Annotated in this window: 12 protein-coding genes and 1 tRNA gene; 4 read left to right on the forward strand and 9 right to left on the reverse strand. The window is 65.2% G+C overall.

Features of this window, described 5'->3' with window-relative positions; all coding sequences use genetic code 11:
• The first annotated feature begins 3 nt into the window (after window positions 1–3).
• The gene (locus HMP06_RS11370) at window positions 4–1,635 is read left to right on the forward strand and encodes a recombinase family protein (protein WP_176497191.1); all 1,632 of its coding nucleotides are present in this window, start codon (window positions 4–6) and stop codon (window positions 1,633–1,635) included.
• Here HMP06_RS11370 and HMP06_RS11375 read toward each other — a convergent pair.
• Window positions 1,606–1,681: transfer RNA gene (locus HMP06_RS11375), tRNA-Thr, on the reverse strand. The two genes, HMP06_RS11370 and HMP06_RS11375, sit on opposite strands and share 30 nt — an antisense overlap.
• A 199-nt stretch (window positions 1,682–1,880) precedes the next feature.
• Here HMP06_RS11375 and HMP06_RS11380 point away from each other — a divergent pair.
• Window positions 1,881–3,200 (forward strand): PAS domain-containing protein, encoded by a 1,320-nt coding sequence (locus HMP06_RS11380; protein ID WP_176497192.1) that lies wholly within the window; start codon window positions 1,881–1,883, stop codon window positions 3,198–3,200.
• 71 nt (window positions 3,201–3,271) lie between these two features.
• Complete coding sequence (locus tag HMP06_RS11385; RefSeq protein ID WP_176497193.1) at window positions 3,272–7,861, forward strand: NAD-glutamate dehydrogenase; 4,590 nt, start codon at window positions 3,272–3,274, stop codon at window positions 7,859–7,861.
• 145 nt (window positions 7,862–8,006) lie between these two features.
• Here the strand turns inward: HMP06_RS11385 and HMP06_RS11390 are convergent, their stop codons facing one another.
• The 4 genes from HMP06_RS11390 to HMP06_RS11405 are packed head-to-tail and all read right to left on the reverse strand — an operon-like array spanning window position 8,007 to window position 13,019.
• The gene (locus HMP06_RS11390) at window positions 8,007–9,098 is read right to left on the reverse strand and encodes a PepSY-associated TM helix domain-containing protein (protein WP_176497194.1); all 1,092 of its coding nucleotides are present in this window, start codon (window positions 9,096–9,098) and stop codon (window positions 8,007–8,009) included.
• A gap of 26 nt (window positions 9,099–9,124) precedes the next feature.
• Entirely contained in the window at window positions 9,125–9,808 is a 684-nt protein-coding gene (locus HMP06_RS11395; RefSeq protein ID WP_176497195.1) for a Fe2+-dependent dioxygenase, read from the reverse strand.
• Entirely contained in the window at window positions 9,802–10,548 is a 747-nt protein-coding gene (locus HMP06_RS11400; protein ID WP_176497196.1) for a tetratricopeptide repeat protein, read from the reverse strand. Before HMP06_RS11400 ends, HMP06_RS11395 begins: the two co-directional genes overlap by 7 nt.
• Window positions 10,548–13,019, reverse strand: coding sequence for a TonB-dependent receptor (locus HMP06_RS11405; RefSeq protein ID WP_232089616.1), 2,472 nt, complete (start codon window positions 13,017–13,019; stop codon window positions 10,548–10,550). The genes HMP06_RS11400 and HMP06_RS11405 overlap by 1 nt, the downstream gene beginning before the upstream one ends.
• Window positions 13,020–13,227: 208 nt before the next feature.
• On the opposite strand from HMP06_RS11405, the gene HMP06_RS11410 reads away from it, so the two are divergent.
• On the forward strand, window positions 13,228–14,091 hold the full coding sequence (locus HMP06_RS11410; RefSeq protein WP_176497197.1) for a hypothetical protein: 864 nt from the start codon (window positions 13,228–13,230) through the stop codon (window positions 14,089–14,091).
• Here the strand turns inward: HMP06_RS11410 and HMP06_RS11415 are convergent.
• The 4 genes from HMP06_RS11415 to HMP06_RS11430 form a co-directional block, all read right to left on the reverse strand.
• Window positions 14,085–14,342, reverse strand: a complete 258-nt coding sequence (locus HMP06_RS11415; protein WP_176497198.1) for a ribbon-helix-helix domain-containing protein — start codon at window positions 14,340–14,342, stop codon at window positions 14,085–14,087. The genes HMP06_RS11410 and HMP06_RS11415 overlap by 7 nt on opposite strands.
• A 91-nt stretch (window positions 14,343–14,433) precedes the next feature.
• Window positions 14,434–17,439 (reverse strand): TonB-dependent receptor plug domain-containing protein, encoded by a 3,006-nt coding sequence (locus HMP06_RS11420; RefSeq protein ID WP_176497199.1) that lies wholly within the window; start codon window positions 17,437–17,439, stop codon window positions 14,434–14,436.
• 274 nt (window positions 17,440–17,713) lie between these two features.
• Window positions 17,714–19,543: a cobaltochelatase subunit CobT gene (cobT, locus tag HMP06_RS11425; protein ID WP_176497200.1), complete on the reverse strand. Its 1,830-nt coding sequence runs from the start codon at window positions 19,541–19,543 to the stop codon at window positions 17,714–17,716.
• Window positions 19,533–20,336 (reverse strand): hypothetical protein, encoded by an 804-nt coding sequence (locus HMP06_RS11430; RefSeq protein ID WP_176497201.1) that lies wholly within the window; start codon window positions 20,334–20,336, stop codon window positions 19,533–19,535. Before HMP06_RS11430 ends, cobT begins: the two co-directional genes overlap by 11 nt.
• Window positions 20,337–20,379: the final 43 nt, after the last annotated feature.

The raw sequence follows: 20,379 nt of genomic DNA on the forward strand, positions 1-20,379 counted from the left end.
ACAATGGCCGGCAAACGTCCTCAGCGAGCTCTCGGCTATGTTCGGGTTTCGACCCAACGCCAGGCCGATGGCGGGATCAGCCTCGCTAACCAGGAGCAAAAGCTCGGCGAGCATTATCGCCGTCTTGGCGTCGAGCTGGTCGACATCTATCGCGACGCCGGGCTGTCGGGAACGACCGACAATCGCCCCGGCCTTCAGGCATTGTTCGAACATGCATTGCGACCCGGCAGCGGCATCACCGAGATTGGCATCTACACATTCTCGCGGCTGTTCCGGGACCATTATCTGCTGGAGCATCATCGGCGGCGGCTGAAACGCGCGGGCGTGCGCATCGTCGCGATCACACAGGAGGTCGGGCATGACGCCGAAGGCGATCTCGTCCGTGGCGTGTTATCGAGCTTCGACGAGTATCAGTCGCGCCAGACCGCCAAGTTCACGCTCGACACCATGATGCGCAACGCGGAAGCGGGGTATTGGAACGGCGCCGTCCCGCCATTCGGCTATGTCAGCGAGATAGTGGAGATGCGCGGACCCAAGGCCAAGAAGCGGTTGGCGATCGAACCCTCCGAAGCGCTCATGGTGCAGCAGATCTACCGGATGAAGCGGATCGGGGTCGGCAAAGGCCCGATGGGCTATAAAAAGATCGTCTGCCACCTCAACGCGACGGGCGCGACCCTGCGCGGGCGCAAGTGGCACGTCTCCAACGTTCGCGACATCCTCACTCGCTCGACTTATCGCGGTATCCACCTCTACGGCGTCCATGATATCCGCAACGGCGTCAAACGATCCGAGGAGGAATGGCAGAAGGTCGCCGTGCCGGTCATCGTGCCCGAAGCGGAGTGGCTCGAGATCCAGGCTGGCATCGTCCGCAATTCCCGGCACGTCACCCCGCCCACCTTCGTATCCGGACCAACGATGCTCGCGGGCATCGCCAAATGCGGACATCCCGAATGCGGTCACGCCCTTACGATCGCCACCGGCAAGGGTGGTCGCTACCGCTATTATCGCTGTTCACGGCGCCTGCGCCGCGGCGAGACCGTCTGTCCTGGCATCAGCATGCGCGATCACGCGCTCGAGACGATCGTGATCGATGCGATGGCCGACCGCCTGTTTCGCCCCGACCGCCTTCGTGCACTCCTCGCCAATCTGCTGGACGATAGTTCAACGGCGGTTCGCGAGCGTCAAGCGCATCTGAAAGCGCTTCGTACCGAGCGGACCAGAGCCGAGGGTGCGATCCACAACATGTTCGATTTTATCGAGCAGAATAAAGTCAGTGTGCACGATGAAGATTTTAGCGCACGGCTCGCCAACCAGCGGGTACGCCGCGCCGATCTCGAGCAAGAAATCCAGTTGGTCGAGCGCCAGCTTTCCACAGCGGACAGGCACGTTACACCCGAGGCGATCGACAGACTGGGAGAGATGCTCCTTACAAAATTGCGTTCGGAAGACAGGAGCGTTCGTCAGGGTTATGCGCGGCGGTTTATCGGAAAGGTAGTCGTCACGCCGACCACGATCACCATTACCGGACCCATCAAACCCCTAGAATTCGCCGCCAACTACGATGCCGAAAAGAGAGCACCAATGGTGCCCTCTCTTGATCGGGAGTGGTGCCGCTTACAGGACTCGAACCTGTGACCCCCGCATTACGAATGCGATGCTCTACCAACTGAGCTAAAGCGGCGTCGGCCACGTCCTTGCCGGACGTTGGCGAGCGCGGGCGTTATCAGGTCGTGTCGGGGCTGACAAGCGCGGACGAGCCCTATTCGCCCGACGCGGCGAAAGCGTTGCCGGTTTACCCGGTGTTTACCACGGCGTGTGCACAACGGTGGCGTGACGGCGGCCCGCATCGGGTTCGGCCGAGCGAAGTAGGGCGTTTGCGCATGGACAGTGTTCGCGGATTCGAAAGCGATTGGAGCGATCTGGACGAGAGCGCGTCCGTGCCCGCAGAGGAGGGCGAGGTTGCCGATACGCAGATCGAAGTCGGCACCGACGAACGCCGGATGCACGTGCGCGCCTATAATCACTGGGTTTCCTTGCTTGGCGGCCGCGCTTATCCCTCGATCGCCGACCTTCATCCCGCCAATATCGCCGATTTCGGGCCGCACAGCGTCCTGCTCGATTTTTCCGCAGGCATCGAAAATCCCGCGATCGCCTATCTCGGCAAGGCATTGCGCGAGGAATGCAGCCTCGATTCGGCGACGACGCACATCGCGCAAGTGCCGAGTCGATCGTTGTTGTCGCGCCTGACCGACCATTATCTGCAGATCATCGCCAATCGCGCCCCGATCGGGTTCGAGGCCGAATTTGTCAGCACGCGTGGCTACAACACGATGTATCGCGGCATTTTGATGCCGTTTTCGTCGGACGAGGATTCGATCGATTTCATCTATGGCGTGATCAACTGGAAGGAATTGCTCGACGCTGAGGCGCAGGCCAAGCTCGACGCCGAAGTCGCCGCCGCGGTGCGCAGCGCGCCACCGTCGGTCGCCACCGCGCCGGTATGGGCCGATGGGCCAAGCGCCGGGTTCGATTCGGGCGGTGCCGACGCCGGAGACCAGAATGCGCAGGACGATGGAGACTCCGTGTCGGACAAAGAGTCGTCAGTTGCCGCCGGTGGCAGTTTGCACGACCAGCTGACCCGCGCGCAGCAGTCTGCCGCCGCTGTTCGCGCCGCCGACACGCGCACGCGCACCACGTTGTACCGTGCGCTCAGCATCGCGCACACGTTCGCCGCCGCCGCCGATGCCGATCCGGTCGCCTATGAGACACTGCTCGACATGGCGGGAATCGCGGTACAGGCGCGTGCGCCGATGACGCCGATCGTCAAGCTCGTGTTCGGCGTCGAGCACGACAAGACGCGGCTGACCGAATATGCCGCCGTGCTGTCCTACGCGCGCCGGATGGGCATTGCCGCAGGCACGCTGCGCGGTTTCCTCGACACGTTCGAGGGTGGGGTCAAGGGCGTCGTCAAGGCCGAACGGGCCGCGCGCGCGCCGGTCGCAAAGGCCAAGCCTGACCCTGCGACCATGCTAGCGGAGCGCCCGACGCTGGCCAGCATCGCGCTGGAAACCACGTCGGGCGATGGCGACTATGTCGTGCTGCTCGCGCGCGTGCGCGACGGCGAGACGCTCGATATCGTCGCGTCGATGGCGGGGGACAATGCGCTGACCGAACGCGCGATGCGATCGGCGACCGCCTGAATCGTCTCCCGCTGCATGTTGCAGCGCCACAAGTCTTGAGGTCGTGAAGCGTCCGGCGCATAGGGTGCGGCATGGCTAAAACCACGCTGAAATCGTTGTCGGATGCGCTCGCCGCCCGGCTGACCAAAGGTGCGCTTCCGGGCGAATTGCAGGGGTTCGGCAAGGCCGAGCGGGGCGAGGCGGCCGCCTTTGTCGCCGCCACCGCCGAACATCGCACCGCGGCCAGCGCGACGATCGCGCTCGAGGCGCTGTCGGGCGCCGACCCGCGCCGCCGGATGCGGCTGGCGATCGTCAATGACGATATGCCGTTCCTGGTCGATTCGATCGCGGCGACGATCGGCAGTTTCGACATCGCAATCGACCGGATTATCCATCCCGTTGTGCGGGTTACGCGCGATGCCGATGGCGCGCTGACCAGCGTGGGTGATGACGGTGCGGCCGAGTCGATGATTTATATCGAGTTGGAGCGGGCCGATGCGCGGGAGCGGCGCGATCTGGTTGCCGCATTGGAACATAACCTCGCCGATGTTCGAATCGCGGTGCAGGATTGGCGCGCTTTGCAGGATGCGATGGCGGCCGATATCGCGACGCTGCCGACGGGCGAGGGCGCGGCGCTGCTCGCGTGGCTGCTCGACAAGAATTTCACGCTGCTGGGGCATGAGGGGTGGCACGGCGGGACTGCGACGACGCTCGGCATCGCGCGCAACCCGCACCCCGTGCCGTTGCTGGCCGAAGCGTCGCGGGCGCTGGCGATGCGCTGGTTCAGCGATGGGGGGGCGGCACCGCTGCTGCTCAAATCGAATTTGATCTCGGGCGTCCACCGCCACGTGCCGCTCGATCTTGCGGTGGTGCCGGTGCGCGACAAGGGTAAGGTGACCGGCCTGTCGATTCATGCCGGGCTGTGGACCAGCGCCGCGCTCAACGCCGCGCCGCAAGATGTACCCGTATTGCGCGCGCACCTGGCCGCGCTGCAAAAGAAGTTCGGCTTCGATCCCGCGAGCCATACCGGCAAGGCGCTGACGCATGCGCTGGCGGCGCTGCCGCACGATCTGATCACCGCTTTTACGCCCGAAGCGCTGGAAGACGTCGCGCTGACCGCGATGTCGCTGGCGGATCGTCCGCGCCCCAAGCTGGTGCTCGTGCGCAGCGTGCTCGGGCGGCATCTGTTCGCCTTCGTGTGGTTGCCGCGCGACGATCTCACCACCGCGCGCCGCATCGCGATCGGCGAGATGCTGGCCGGGGCGGCGAGGGCACACTTGCTCAACTGGGCGGTGGCAATGGATGGGGTCACGGCGTTGATCCGCTTCACGCTCGACATTCGCGGCGAGGGCACGATGCCCGATACCGCCACGCTCGATGCCGCCATCGCGCGGATGGTGCGGGGCTGGGTGCCGGCGGTCGAGGCGGCGCTGGGCGAGCTGCTCGATCCGGCACGCGCGACGCGGCTCGCGCTGAAGCACGCGGCGAGCTTTCCGCAAGGCTATCGCGCCGCCAATAGCGCCGAGGAAGCGGCGCGCGACATCGATCGTCTCGCGCGGCTCGAAACGCCCGAGGATCGCTCGGTTCGGCTCTACCGGGGCGATGCGGGTGCGGCGCGGCTCAAAATCTATCGGCTCGGCGGGGCATTGCCCTTGTCGGATGCGGTTCCGGTGCTGGAGAATTTCGGATTCCGCGTGATCGAGGAAGTACCGACCGCGCTGACCGACGATCAACACGGCTTCGTCCACGATTTTCTGGTCGATATCGGCAGCGTGCCGAGCCATCCGACCGTGCTCGAAGACGCGGTCAAGGCGGTGCTGGAGGGCAAGGCCGAGAATGACGCGTTCAACCGGCTGATCGTCGATGCCGCCCTTGCGCCGTCATCGGTACTGCTGTTCCGCGCGTGGTTCCGCTATCTGCGGCAGGCCGGATCGACCTACAGCCTGGTCACCGTGGTCGATGCGCTGCGCCGCGCGCCGAAGGTCGCTGCCGCGCTGATCGACCGTTTCACCGCCGCGCACGATCCGGCGCGCAAGCGCAAGGGGGTTGAAGCCGCCGATGCCGCGATCGACGCGGGGCTCGACGCCGTTTCCGCGATCGATGACGACCGCATCCTGCGCGCGATCCGATCGGTGATCGCGGCGACGCTGCGGACCAATGCTTTCGCCCCCGCCGGACAAACGGCGCTGGCGTTCAAGCTCGATAGCCATCTGGTCCCAGGACTTCCGGCACCGGTGCCGTGGCGCGAGATCTGGGTCTATTCGGCGCGGATCGAGGGTATTCATTTGCGCGCCGGGCCGGTCGCGCGCGGTGGCTTGCGCTGGTCCGACCGGCGCGACGATTTCCGCACCGAGATCCTCGGGCTGATGAAGGCGCAGCGCGTCAAGAACGCGGTGATCGTGCCGACCGGCGCCAAGGGCGGCTTCTATCCCAAGCAATTGCCGCCGCCGTCCAACCGCGACGCGTGGCTGACCGAGGGCACCGAAAGCTACCGCGATTTCATCCGCTCCCTTCTCTCGATCACCGATAATATCGTGGAGGGCGCGGTGGTGCATCCCGAGGGCGTCGTGATTCATGACGGCGAGGACCCCTATTTCGTGGTCGCCGCCGACAAGGGCACCGCGACCTTCTCCGATGTCGCCAATGCGATCGCACTCGAACGCGGCTTCTGGCTGGGCGACGCCTTCGCCAGCGGCGGGTCGGTCGGCTATGATCACAAGGCGATGGGCATCACCGCAAAAGGTGCATGGCTCAGCGTGCAACGCCATTTCGCCGAGCGCGGGGTCGATGTGCAGACGCAGCCGATCCGCGTGGTTGGATGCGGCGACATGTCGGGCGACGTGTTCGGCAACGGGATGCTCTTGTCGAAGACGCTCAAGATCGTCGCGGCGTTCGACCATCGCCATATCTTCCTCGATCCAGACCCCGATCCGGCGGCAAGCTGGGAGGAGCGCAACCGCATGTTCGCGCTGCCGCGCTCATCCTGGGCGGACTATGATGCGTCGCTCATCTCGAAGGGCGGCGGGGTGTTCCCGCGCACCGACAAGGTGATCAAGCTGTCGAAGCAGGTCCGCGCCGTACTGGGCATCGAAGAAAGCGAGCTCGACCCCGGCACCCTCATTTCGGCGATCCTGAAGGCCCCGGTCGATCTGCTGTGGTTCGGCGGGATCGGCACCTATGTGAAGGCGCGGTCGGAGAACAATATCCAGGTGGGCGATCCGGCGAACGATCGCCTGCGCGTCGATGCCGAGGATCTGCGGGTGACGGCAATCGGCGAAGGTGCGAACCTTGGCGTCACGCAAGCCGCGCGCATCGCCTTCTCGGCGTATGGCGGGCGGATCAACACCGACTTCATCGACAATTCGGCGGGCGTCGACTGTTCGGATAATGAGGTCAACATCAAGATCGCGCTCAACCGCGAGATGATCGAAGGGCGGTTGGGCTACGAAAAGCGCAACACCTTCCTGGCCGGGATGACCGACGACGTCGCGCATCTCGTGCTCGAGGATAACCGGCTCCAGACGCTCGCTTTGTCGATCGCCGAGGCCGACGGCGCGCAAGCGGTGCCGAGCTATGTCCGGCTGATCGAAATCTTCGAGGCAAGCGGTTCGCTCGATCGCAAGGTCGAGGGGCTGGCCGGGAATGACGATCTGCTGCGCCGCGCCGCCGAGGGGCGGGGGCTGACGCGGCCGGAACTGGCGGTGCTGCTGGCGACAGCCAAGCTTGGGCTACAAGCGTCGATCGAGCGGTCGGGGCTGGGGCTTGATCCCGATCTTGCGCCCGATCTCCACGCCGCCTTCCCGAAGGCAATGCAGAAGAAGTTCGGCACCGCGATCGACCAGCACCGTCTGCGCGGCGAGATCGTCGCGACCAAGCTCGCCAACCGCATCGTCAACCGGATGGGCGTGCTCTACCCGTTCGAACTGGCCGAGGAAGAAGGCGCGGCGATGAGCGACATCGCCGGCATGTTCGTCGTGGTCGAGCGGCTGTTCGACTTGCCGACGTTGTGGCGCGAGATCGAGACCGCTGCGATGCCCGAGGCGGCACGGATCGCCTTGTTCGATGAAGTCGCGGTGGCGACGCGCTCGCAAATCGCCGATCTGTTGCGGGTGACACGCAGCGGCACGGGGCCGGGGGCGACGCTTGCGCGGCTGTCGAAGGGCATCGCGCAGCTCGACAAGCAGACCAAGGCGCTGTTGCTGGCGGAGGCGAGCGCGCAGAGCGCGCGGATCGCCGATACGCTGGAGACGGCGGGGGCGCCGAAGAAACTGGTGCAGAAGGTCGTGCGGTTGTTCGAACTCGACGGCGCGGTGGGCTTGGCCGATCTCGGCGAGCGGCTCGGGTTGGACGAGACCGTGCTGACGCGGGCGTTTACGCGGCTGGGTCAGGCGCTCGGGCTGGATTGGGCGCAGGCGAATGCCGCGCGTATTTCGTCGAGTGATCCGTGGGAGCGGCTGTTGATCGCGGGGCTGGCGCGCGATTTCCAGCAATTGCGGCTGGAATTCCTCGGGCGTGGAGCCGGGAACGATCCGCAGGCTTTGGTCGAGGCGTGGCTGACCGCGAACGCCGGGCGCGTTGCGCAATTCAAGGCGGTGGTCGACCGGGCGCGGCTGGCGCCTGCGCCGAATGCGGCGATGCTGGCGCAGATTGCGGGGCAGGCGCGGGTTTTGTTGGGGCGGTAAGAGATAAAATCCTCCCCGGCACGGGGAGGGGGACCATGAGCATTTAGCGAATGGTGGAGGGGGCGCGCCACAGGTGGAGCGTTCGTGGCACGCCCCCTCCGTCAGCCTGCGGCTGCCACCTCCCCGTGCCGGGGAGGATTGGGCGTTATCGCGCCGCCATCCGCGCCTTCAGTTGCGCTTTCCAGCCGCGCGCGCGCCACCACATGATGATGCCGGTTACCGCGAGGATCGCGGGCAGGATGCCGCCGAGGAAGATCACGATCTGCCACAGCAGCCCCATGCGCGTGCCATCGTGGATGCGGCGCATCAGGCGGGCGGTGTCCTCGGGGCGGGCCGGTTCGACCTTGGCCGCGCCGGTCGCCTCGGCGACGGCGACGTTCGTCTGGGTGCCGTTGAAGGAGATTTTCCACTCGGGCTTGCGATCGGTCGGCCATTCGATCTTGCTGACCGCGCCGGGCACCTTGGCGGCTTCGGCAGCGACGACCACTGCATCGACCGACAGCTTGGGTGCGGCGAGCGGCACCGGGCGCGGCGCGCCGGGGCGCATCCCCATCGTGTTGGGTCCACCGCCGAAGAATTTCGGGAAGGAAATCCACGCGCCCGTCAGCGACAGGACGAACAGCGGCAGCGCGATCCAGAAACCGAACAGATGGTGCAGATTGGTGTCGGTGTTGCGGTGACGCTTCCAGCGAAGCCCGCGCGCCCAGCGCCCGACCGTCGGCCACCACAGCCACAGGCCCGATATGGTCGACAGCAGCATCGCGACGCCGATCCAGCCGACGATCTGCCGTCCGACGCCGGGGATCAGCAGCGATCCGTGGATCATGTGCATCGTGCGGATCAGGCCGGTGCCGCCTGCGCCGTAATCGAGCACGCGCGCGGTGGGCGGGTCGAGCCAGACGGTGGTGCGCGCAGGCGGGCCTTGCAGCCGCTGGCCCGTCGTCGTCGGCTTGGCCGCGGTCACGACCACTGGCCCGCCATCCTCGTCGGGCAGAGCCAGCGACACGATCCGCTCCTCTGGCGCGAGGATGTCGCGCGCGGCGGTGATGTAGCGGGCGGGCGCGAGTTCGCCCGCACCGGTCGTCGCATAGCGAACGGGGTTGAGCATATGATCGAGCGCATCATCCCATACCAAGGCCGCGCCGGTTACCGACAGCGGGATGATGAGGATGGCGAGGATCAGGCCGATCCATTTGTGAAGTTGAAACCACGCTTTGCGTACAGCGATTTTCGTCATTGAAACGGAATTCCAGGGGAGGGGGGTTAGAGCTCTGCCCAGCGGCGGAGCAGATTGTGATAGACGCCGGTCAGCCGGACGATCTCAGGGTCGTCCTGGCCAAGCCGCGCGCCGGTCGACTGGATCGCGGTGTCGAGCGCGAACAGATCGGCGCGCGCGTCGGTATCGCGCACCATCGATTGAATCCAGAAAAAGGATGCGACCCGCGTTCCCCGCGTTACGGGGGCGACGCGGTGGAGGCTGGAGGCGGGGTAGAGCACCATCTGCCCGGCGGGGAGCTTGACCGCTTGCTCGCCGAACTGCGTGTGGATGATGAGTTCGCCGCCGTCATAGCTCTCGGGGTCGCTCAGGAAGAGCGTCGCGGACAGATCGCTGCGGATGCGGAAATCGCTGCCGCGCCGGATGCGGATGGCGTTGTCGACATGCGGTGCGAAGGCGTCGCCCACGCCATAGCGGTTGAACAACGGCGGGAAGACTTTGAGCGGCAGCGCGGCGGCCACGAACAAGGACGAGGCGGCGAGGGCATCGAGCACGAGTCCGCCCCCGGCGCGGGCTGCGTCCGACTCCTCGGGCAATTGCCGGTTGCGCTTGGCGAGCGCGGATTGCGCGCCCGACGTGGCATTGCCGTCGATCCAGTCGGCCGCCTCGATCGTGTCGCGCAAGGTGGTGAGCTGCACAGGCGACAGCAGATCGGGGATGACGGTCAGCATGGGGCACCACTGCGGATCGCCTGTACGCCGCGCGCGCGGAAGGCGGCGATGTCGGATGCCGCGAGCCAGGCGGCGGCTTTCTCTATGAACGCCGGGGTCGCGCCGGCACCGGCGCGCTTGAGCCAGGTGATCGCGTCCTCGTGTCGGCCCGCCGCGCCGAGCATCCGCGCGTGGTTGAACGCGCCGCGGAAATCGCCGCCTTGCGCGGCGCGGGCGTAGTAGCGCGCGGCCGCCGCCAGATCGCGTTTCACGACCCAGCCATCCTCGTGGAAGCTGCCGACGAAATTGGTCGCCTTGGCGCTGGCGAGCGGGGTGCTGCTTGCGGCGGCCTTGCGGAACCAGTCGAGCGCTGCGGCGCGGTCGAGCGGTACGCCGTCGCCGAGCGCGAGCAGCGTTGCGTAATTGTACATGCCCCAATCGAGGCCGCGTTCCGCCGCGATGCGGTAGCATTCGGCCGCGCGCGCCTTGTCGGGCGCGGTGCCCCAGCCGAGATCGTAGCAGCGCCCGACCATGTTGATCGCCATCAGGTGATGCTGCGCCGCCGCCTTGACGAACCAGCCGAGCGCCGCCTGCTGGTCGACGCCGACTCCCGCGCCGTCGAGCAGCATCTGGCCGTACACCGCTTGCGCCTCGGCCTCGCCCGCTGCGGCGCAGGCGTGGACGAACCCCGCGCGCTCCTCGGGTGTCCCGGAGAGGCGCGCGGCGATGTCCTCCGGCGAGAGCGTTGCCGGATCGAGCATCAGAATTTGGCGATCAAGGTGCCGAACACCGTGCGGCCCGGGGCGATCATTGCATAATGGCTGCTATAGGCGCTGGTGAAATAGGTCTTGTTGGTCAAATTCTGCGCGTTGACCGACACGTCGAAATGGTCGTTCAGCTTGACGCGCGCCTGCGCATCGAAGCGCCAGTAGCTCGGGATGCCGCGCGTCAGGACCTTGGTCGCCGGGTTGACCGTCACGACGCCCGCGCTGGTCTGCGTCGCGCTGCGATTGTCGGCATAGCCGCCATTCTGCTCGCTCATATAATAGGCGCCGCCACCGATCGAGAAGCGCTTGGTAACTTCATAGTTGGTCGACAGCGTGAAACTGTGGCGCGCGGTTTGCGGCACGGCCTTGCCGGTGTTGACCGAGGGGACGAGCACGGTCTTCGCCGCCGCCGCGCCGTTCGCCGCTGCGGTCAGCGCGGTGAAGCCGCCATCGACGATCTTGGCGTCGAGGAAGGTATAGCCGCCGAACACCGACCAGCCGGGCAGGATCATGCCATTGGCGTTGAGCTCGACGCCGCGAATCCGGGTCGATCCGAGGAAGGCGATGTTGTTGTTATCGTCGGTGACGCGGGCGTTGCTGATGTCGGTCTGGAACACTGCCAGCCCAAGCGCGAGCTTCTCGTTGAAGAGATTGCCCTTGGCGCCGACCTCATAGGTCTTGGTCTTCTGCACGCGCAGCGAGTCGAGCAGGTTGGCGGTCACGGCCGTGGTGGGCAGCGCGTTGTTTTCGAACCCTTCGCCAAGCAGACTGTTGGGCGGCGTCGCGGCGGTCGCGTAGCTGGCGTAGAGGCTGGTTTCCTTGGTCGGCTTGAACACCAGACCGGCCTGCCAGTTGAACAGCTCGTCGGTGCGCGACAGGCGGAACGACGTCGTCGCACTGACCGGCTGCCCTGGCGTGATGCGCGAGGTGAAGCGGTCGTAGCGCGCGCCGACGTTGAGGATCAGCGACGGCAGCAGCGTGATCGAATCGAAGCCGTAGATCGCTTGCGTCTCGGCATCGTTCTGCGTCTCGGCGAGCGGCAGCGAGCGGACGATCGCGGCGGGCGTGGTCGACGTGTCGCTGGCGTAATTGACCCACGGGTCGTTGGGGTTCGGGTTGAAGATGCTCGTGCAATAATAGCGTGCGACCGTCGCGGTGTTGCAGCGCGGCGAGATGGTCGATCCGTTCGACAGGAGTTCGGTCCCGGCGGCGTTCTGGAACCCGCGCGTGACGAAAGTGCCGCGCCGTGTCTTCTGCCACGACACTTCCGCGCCGACCGCGAAAGCATGCTTGATTTGGCCGGTGTTGAAGCTGCCCGACAGATCGAGCTGGTCGATGATGCTTTCGGCATAGCTGTAGCGCGTGTTGGCGCGCCGCCACACTTGCCCCGTGGCATAGGCATTGCCGGTCGAATCGTCTGGCTGGGTGAAGATGTACGCCTGATCGTCACGAGAATAGCGCGCGGTGTTGCGCAGCGTGATGCCGCCGAAATCATGCTCCACCCGGATCGTCGCCTGGTTGGTCGTCGTGTCGCGGAAATCGCGGTTGGTCAGGCCGTAAAAGGTCGATCGCGCGACGAAGCCGGTCTGACCATTGGCAGTGGTGATCTGGCCGATCGCCGGGTTGCTGCGGATGTTGCCGGTGCCGGGCGCGTTGCCGATCGTGTAGAGATACGGAATGCCGCTGTCGGGCAGTTCATGGCTTTCGAGATAGTAATAGCCGATCGTCAGCCGGGTCGACGTGCCGAGCCCGAGCGTCAGGCTGGGGGCCACGCCCCAGCGCCGCTGATAGATCGCGTCGCGCCCGGCGACGTCCTGATCGTGCCATAGGCCCGCGATACGGAAGGCTGCAGTGTCGCTCAGCTTCACGTTCAGGTCCGCCGACACGCGCTTGTAATCGGCATTGCCATAACTGGCGGCGACCGAACCGAAGGTCTTGGCTTGCGGCACCTTGGCGAGGATGTTGATCGATCCGCCGGCATTGCCGCGCCCGCCCAGCGTCGAATCCGATCCGCGCACGATCTGCACCGAATCGATCGCGAAGACTTCGCGATTCTGTGCGCCAAGGTCGCGCACGCCATCGACGAAGATGCTGCCCTGACTGTCGAAGCCGCGGATGAAGGGCCGGTCGCCGATCGGATTGCCGCCCTCGGCCGCACCGAAGGTGATGCCGGGCACGGTGCGCAAGGCATCGGCGAGCGTGGTCGATCCGGTCTGCTCGATCACCGATTTGTCGATCACGACGATCGACTTGGGCGTGTCGATCAGCGGCGCGACGAGCTTCGGGTCACGTTGGCGGATCTCGCGTTCGCCATTGACGATGATGTCGCGTTTGTCCTCCGAGTCCACGTCATTGCTGGCCACCGGGCGCGCCTCGCTCGCGAAGGCGGGTGCTGTCGCGAAGGCGCCGACGCACGACAAAGCGAGATAGGCGGGCTTGCGGAGAAGGGTGCTGGACGTGGTCAAGGGTCGCTCCTGTTTGGTCAGAAACGGCTATTGAGAATTATTCGCAGAGTCAACGCTATTGCGAGTTAGTCGCAACATTTTCGGCGCTACCGAGTGTCGCCATAGGTCCCACCACGCATATCGAGTTGACGAGCCCATAGCAGGTGTGGCGAGATCGCGTACGGGGCAAAGCAATAGAGGGGAATCTGTGGTCTATTTTTCGCAACGCTTGCGGGCGGCCGCGTTGGCGCTTGCCGCTCTGCCGGTGACCAACGCGACTGCGCAAGAATTGGTATCACTTCCCGAAACGGTCCTGCCTGACGGTAAAAGGCCGATCGACCAGGCGTTTAGCGGTATGCCAGGCGAATTGTTGATGTCGGGACGTATCGTTCGCACGGAGGCCGCGATCGCCGATGGAACGGCGAAGGTCAGCGTCGATCGCTTCAGCGACGCGATCGTGCCCGGCGACGATCTCACCTCCGTATTGGTGCCGCCGACGATTGCCAAGAATATCGGCACGGATCGCGTGTTCTGCGGTCGTGACCAACGCACGCGCAGTGCTTTTACCAGCATGATGATCGGCGGCTTGGGGTCCAAGTTCAGGGAGATCGTCCGTTTCTGCTTCCTCGATGTCGATCGGGACGCGAAGTTCGACCATTACATGCTGGCCGGTGCGAAGGACAAACTGCTGCAAGTGCCGCGCGACCTCGAACCAATGGCCTATCATATGGACAGGCTCACCCAGCTGCATCCGGACGACGAGGTCCGCCTGCGCTACCGAAAATACGTTCCAAGCAAGAACAAGGTGGAGCTAGAGGTCGAGGTCGTGCGCGAGGGGAAGAAGACCGCCTTCGACTATATCCTGTGGTCGAAACCCACGGTCGATCCACTGCAGAAGCTTTACAGCCGCATGTACACCGAACCGGCAAAAATCCCGTATCCGGTCCTGTTCGACGACATCATCGGCGCAGAGATCAAGGTTCTGGACGTCAAGCCGACGGGGGAGGCGACGTTCACGCTCACGCGCGATTTCGTGCCAACGTTCATGCGCCCCGAAACCGTCCAGGTGCGCTACATTTTCATATATTATTGAGGTGCTTCGGTGCGCTGCGCAAGAATCCAGCTGCGCAGCGCACTGGCCAAATTGGGCGGATCAGCGGCCTGAATACGCAGCGCGTCGATCTCTGCGATCAGCGCATTAAGCGGCAGACTGCGCGCGTGCGCCGCATCCTCCAGCGCGTGCCAGAAGATCGGCTCGAGGCTGATCGACGTCGGATGCCCGGCGATCGTGACCGATCGTTTCACCGGGCCGTGGAAGCCGGTTGGGGGTGGGGAGATCGGCATGGTGCGATCTTATAGGCACGACGCCACCGACCACGCACAAAAAAGGGGCGCCCCGCAGGACGCCCCCAAAGTGTTTGCGTAAAACGTCCGATCAGAACTTCATGCGGACGCCAGCATAATAACGGCGGCCGAGCGCATCGTACGTGCCTGCATCGGTATCCTGACCGGCCGAGGCGCCGATATCGGCGAGGTACGGAGGCTGGTTGTTGAGCAGGTTGTTCGCGCCCACGTAGAATTCGAAGCCGTCCCGGGTCTGGAAACGGACCTGCGAGTCGAGGTTGAATTGCGGCCGCACGCGGTACAGCGGGTTGGTTCCCGCAGCAGCGCCGGTCAGCTGATCGTCGAGGCTCGACTGGCTGATCCACGTGCCCGTCATCGTCAGGCCGAAACCCCGCAGATCGTAACCTGCCGCGACGGTGAACTTGTCACGTGGCGCGCCGATTTCGCCGGCATAGCTGTCCCGTGCAGACCCTGGCAGCGGAATGGAATAGCCGCTGATCAGGTGGGTATAGGCGCCATGCAGGTTCAGATTGCCGCCGATGCCAAGGCCGTTGAGGTTCGTGCGCCAATCGATGACCGTATCAATGCCCGAGGTCTTCGCGCCGCCGCTGTTCGACGGCGAGGTGTTGACCTGATCGAGCGAACCCGGGCTGTTTGGGCCAACGCCAGCCGCGCGGCGCACCACGAGGTTGCAGAACGCCTGGACCGACTGGTTGTAGCACTGGTTCAGGATGAACTGCAGCGGGGTGGTGACAATCGCATCCTTGATCCGGATGTTATAATAATCGACCGTCACGACCAGGTTGCGCAGGCCGAGCACCGAACGCGGGTTCAGCACGACGCCAGCGGTGAAGGAATCGCCTTTTTCTTCCTGCAGCAAGCGGTTGCCGCCGCCGAAGCTGGTGATCCCCTGCAGATCCGCCTGGGATGCCGTGAACGCGCCGTTGGCGGTGATGTTCGCTGCCACACCGGGTGCCGCGCGGCAGTTGGTCGCAAGCGTACCGGCTGTCGTTGCGGTGACGCCCACGCACGGATCCTGCAGACCCGACGGGAAGTCCTGCTGCGGTGCTGAGAACAGCTCGGCAATGTTCGGTGCGCGCACCGAACGCGCCTGCATCACGCGGAAGCGGATGTCGCGGGTCGGTGCCCATTCGCCGCCGAAGTTATAGCTGAGCGTGTTGCCAACGGTCGAATAATGCGAGCCGCGGACCGCACCCCGGACGTTCAGCGAGTGCACGAACGGCCGATCCTGCAACAACGGGACGATCGCTTCGGCAAAGCCTTCATAAACGCTCACGCTGCCCGAGGTGGACGGCAGGGCGTTGTTGCCGTTCAGGCCTTGCTGCGTCAGCAGATCGAACACGTTGCTGCTCGTCTCACGGCGATACTCGCCACCGACGTTGATGCCGATCGGGTCCGCGCCGAAAAGCGAGAACAGCTTGCCGGTGACGTTCGCGCCGCCGACGGTCTGCGTCACGCGGGTCGCGAGCGTCACCGGAACGGCGAGGTAGCCAGCCGCGGGTGCCAGCGCGTTGATGCCAAAGATGTTGGCAGGAACGCAGCCCGCCGCGCGGGCGGCCGCATCGGCACACTGGATCGTGCCCGTGACCGGATCACGATACGCGTTCAGCGCCTGGGTGAAGCGGCGGCTGTCGAACTGGCCATTGCCGCTCTGGTTCTCGACGGTCTGGCCATAGATGCCATACGCTTCGTAGCTGAAGCGATCGTTGAGGAACTTGCCGTTGATGCCGCCGGCCACGCGGAACAGGTCGCGCTTCGCGCTGCTGGTGCGCGGGCCGAAATCGGACAGGCGTCGATCGAAATAGATGTCGCGGAGGCCATCACCATCGGTATCCGTCGCGGCGTTGAAGATCGCGTCGGGCACGAATGGGTTGCGGAAGGTGACGCCCCCGACGACCGACTGGATCGCCACCTGGCCACCGGTTGCAATGTTGACCAGATCGGAACTGAGCGGGAAGGGCTCGATCACCGTGTTGACCTTGGTCCGTGCGAAATTGCCTTCGAGGAAGACGTTGAACGCACGCGAGACTTCGAAATTGGCGCGACCGGCAGCGACATAGCGCTCGACCGGGACCGCGAGATAGCGCGAGTCGGAGCGGTTGAAGCCGCCGCAACTGACGGTCGTGCAGTTGGTCAGGACGTTGTTGGCGCCGTACGAGAAGATCTGGTTGCCGGCATAGAAGCGACCGCCGGGCGTGAAGCCCGAAAGCAGCGTCGTCGGGGTGAAGAGATCGGCATCGTTGCCATTGCGGCCGCCCAGGCTGGTCGAATCGACCGCGCTCGAGCCGGCTTCGGTCGAGCGATCGCGCTTCAGCACGGTGCCCTGCTTGGAATAGCCACCGAACAGCATGATGTTGCCGCGGCCGTCGGCGAAGTTCTTGCCGGCGAGCACGTTGACCTGCTTGTCGGCGCCATCGCCCTGCGGCGAAATACCGAACTGGCCATCGACCTGCAGGCCGTCGAACTTCGTCTTGTAGATGAAGTTGACGACACCCGCGACCGCGTCCGACCCGTAAACGGCCGATGCGCCACCGGTCAGCACATCGACCCGGTCGAGGAACTGCGTCGGGATGACGTTGAGGTCGACGGCGTTGCTGCCGGGGACGCCCGAGACAAAGCGGCGGCCGTTGACCAGCACGAGCGTGCGATCGTCACCCAAATTGCGCAGGTTCACCGTGGCGACGCCCGCGCTCTGCGTTGCAAAGCTCGAATTGGTGCGGCTGATGCCCGGCGTGCCGAACACGGGGTTCAGCTGCAGCACTTCCTGAACGTTGATCGCGCCCTGCTGGCGGATCTGCGCGGCACCGATCGTCTGCAGCGGGGACGCCGAAACGGCACCCGGCGACGCGATGCGCGATCCGGTAACGATGATGTCTTCGCCTGGAGCCTCGGGCGTGTTCGCCTGGGTCACGGTATCGCCGGGAACGACGCCCGGTGACTGCACGGAGCAATCCTGGCTCTGCGGGTCGCAAGCCGGGGTGGTCGGGTTCTGCTGCGCGGCGGCGGGCAGGGCGGTCAGCGCGGCGCTGACGAATACGCTAGTTGCTAGAAGACGACGACGGATTACAAAAGACATTGAATACCTCACCTGGGACGCGCCTTTTGCAAGACGCTGATACTCCCCCCGGCGCGGTTGCTAGGCCGCAATATCGTCGTGCGCTATTGCGATCTGTACTGCGGGATTACTTTCCCATGGCGCTGTTGCATCAATGCTACATTACTGAAGCGTAACGATACTTGTTTCGATCGTAAACTTTATACAGCGATGCTGTCCTATTGTTTGCATGGCAGCAGGGCGTGCAGCAGCCCCGACGCCGCGGGTAAAGTGCGCGTACCCCTGCCTGCAGAAATCAGGGCGCGTCGAACAGCGCCGCGAGTTGCTCGATGATCGTGCCGCCCAATTGCTCGACATCCATGATCGTCACGGCGCGCGCATAATAGCGCGTCACGTCATGCCCGATGCCGATCGCGGCGAGCTCGACCGGGGATTTGCCTTCGATCCAGCCGATCACCTGGCGCAGATGGCGTTCGAGATACGACCCGGAATTGACCGACAGCGTCGAATCGTCGACCGGCGCGCCGTCCGAGATGACCATCAGGATTTTGCGATCCTCCGGCCGCGCGATCAGGCGGCTGTGTGCCCACAGCAGCGCCTCGCCGTCGATATTCTCCTTCAGTAGCCCTTCGCGCATCATGAGGCCGAGGCTGGTCTTGGCGCGGCGCCACGGCTCGTCAGCTTTCTTGTAGACGATATGCCGGACATCGTTGAGCCGCCCCGGCTGCGGCGGACGCCCTGCGGCCAGCCAGGTCTCGCGGCTCTGGCCGCCCTTCCAGGCGCGCGTGGTGAAGCCGAGGATCTCGGTCTTGACCCCGCAGCGCTCCAGCGTGCGTGCGAGGATGTCGGCGCTGATCGCGGCGATCGAGATCGGGCGGCCGCGCATCGAGCCCGAATTGTCGATCAGCAGCGTCACGACGGTATCGCGAAAATCGGTCTCGCGTTCGATCTTGTAGCTGAGCGACAGCGTCGGGTTGACCACGATCCGCGCCAGCCGCGCGGCGTCGAGGATGCCCTCCTCCTGATCGAAATCCCAACTGCGGTTCTGCTGCGCCATCAGGCGGCGTTGCAAGCGGTTCGCGAGTTTCGTAACCGCGCCCTGCAAATGCACGAGCTGCTGATCGAGATACGAGCGCAGCCGCAGCAGTTCGTCGGCATCGCACAGATCGGTCGCGGCGATCACTTCGTCATAGGCGGTGGTCCACGCCTTATAATCGAACTGGCCGGACGGGTCGGCAAAGGGGCGGTTGGGGCGCGTCGGCAGCATCCCTTCCTCGCCCTCGTCGCCGGCCTCACCGTCCATGTCGTCGAACGAATCCTGGCCTTGTTCGGTGCCTTCGCCGTCTTCGCTGTCCGAATCCTGTTCGGACCCGCGCGCTTCGATCTCGCCCTGGCCCTGCTCGCCGTCTTCTTCGCCCTCGTCGCCCTTGTCGTCCTGTTGCTCGTCGGTTCCCTCATCTTCATTGCCGCCCTCGTCCGACTCTTCGGGCAGCATGTCGCCCTCGATCAGATCGAGATCCTCGAGCAATTTGGTGGCGAGCGACGCGAAGGCGCGCTGATCATCGATCGCGAGGCCGAGCGCGTCGAGGTCGCTGCCCGCTTTCTGTTCGATCCAGTCGCGCACCAGCGCCATGCCCTGGTCGGTCGCGGGTGGTGGGGGCGCGCCGGTCAGCCGCTCGCGCACCATCAAGGCGAGCGCGGTCGACAGCGGCACTTCATCGCGCGACTTGGCGCGCGTGATCGGGTCGGAGCGCATCCGCATTTCGAGCGCCACGTCGAGGTTGGCGGTGATCCCGGCGTAACCGCGCGCACCGAGTGCCTCGATCCGTGCGGTCTCGACCGCATCGAACACCGCGCGCGCCACCGCATCGCCGGGCGCGGTGCGATTGTGGAGCGCGATGTCGTGGTGTTTCAGCCGCAGCGCGAAGCCGTCGGCAAAGCCGCGCGCCTCGGCCACTTGCTCGGGCGGCAAGCTGCGCGCGGGCATCTGCACCTTGATATGCTTGCCGCTTTGCGTCGGGGCGTCGGCGGTGAAGGCGAGCTCGATCTCGGGCTCATCGGCCAGCGCGCGCGCGGTGCCGCCGAGGACGGCTTTGAAACGGTCGAGCGGGGTATCAGTAGGCACGCGCAAGCTCCGGCAAGACGATATGCCCGGGCGCGAGATCGTGATCCATCCGGATCGTCGCGACGCGGGTCTTGGGGTCGTACGTCAACACCGTCACCACCGCGACCCCGATAATGGCGTAGGCGGGCAACTTGGTAACCGAGATGAAGGTGCGCGCGTGCGGCACGTCGCGCAGCTTGCCGATCGCAAAAGCTTCCAGATCGAACGCGATCATGTCGGGCGTTCCCGCCGGGCCGACATAGCGCAGCCGTGCGACGCTGTCGTCGGCGAGCCGCCGCCCCTCGATCGTGCCATATTCGACCGGCGGGATCGCGAACGGCGCGCGACCGTCACCCTTTGCGCCGACGAGGAAGGCGTGGTCGAATTTCGAATCCTGATCGGCATCGAACAGGCAATAGCGCGTGTTGAGATGCGTCGGCCGCAGCGCGCCAACGACGCCGAACGCAAGCTGCCCGGTCAGCACCTTGCCGATCGAGCCCTCGTGCACCGGCTCGCAGAAGATCGCGTCGGGCACGCCCGCCACCCCGGTTGCCCCGCCTGCCTGGATCACTTCGCCGCGCGCGAATTTCCGCTGTTCGCCTTTGTAATCGAGCGCGATGTCGCCCACCAGGATCACCGAATCGGGTTTGTAGATCGCCGAGGTCGATACGATCGCGCCCGGCGACACCTCCTGCAGCCCTTGCGGCGAGATCGTCTGGACCAGCCGCAACGGCGCGGGCGGCGGTGTGGTGTCGGGCGCGGCGGCGGTCAGCAACAGCGCGGTCGCGGCTAGGAGGGGGAGGCGAAGGGTCACGCGAACCCTGCTACCAGATTGGCGGGCCATCGGAAGCCCGCAA

Source organism: Sphingomonas sp. HMP6, from assembly GCF_013374095.1.
Taxonomy (GTDB): Bacteria; Pseudomonadota; Alphaproteobacteria; order Sphingomonadales; family Sphingomonadaceae; genus Sphingomonas.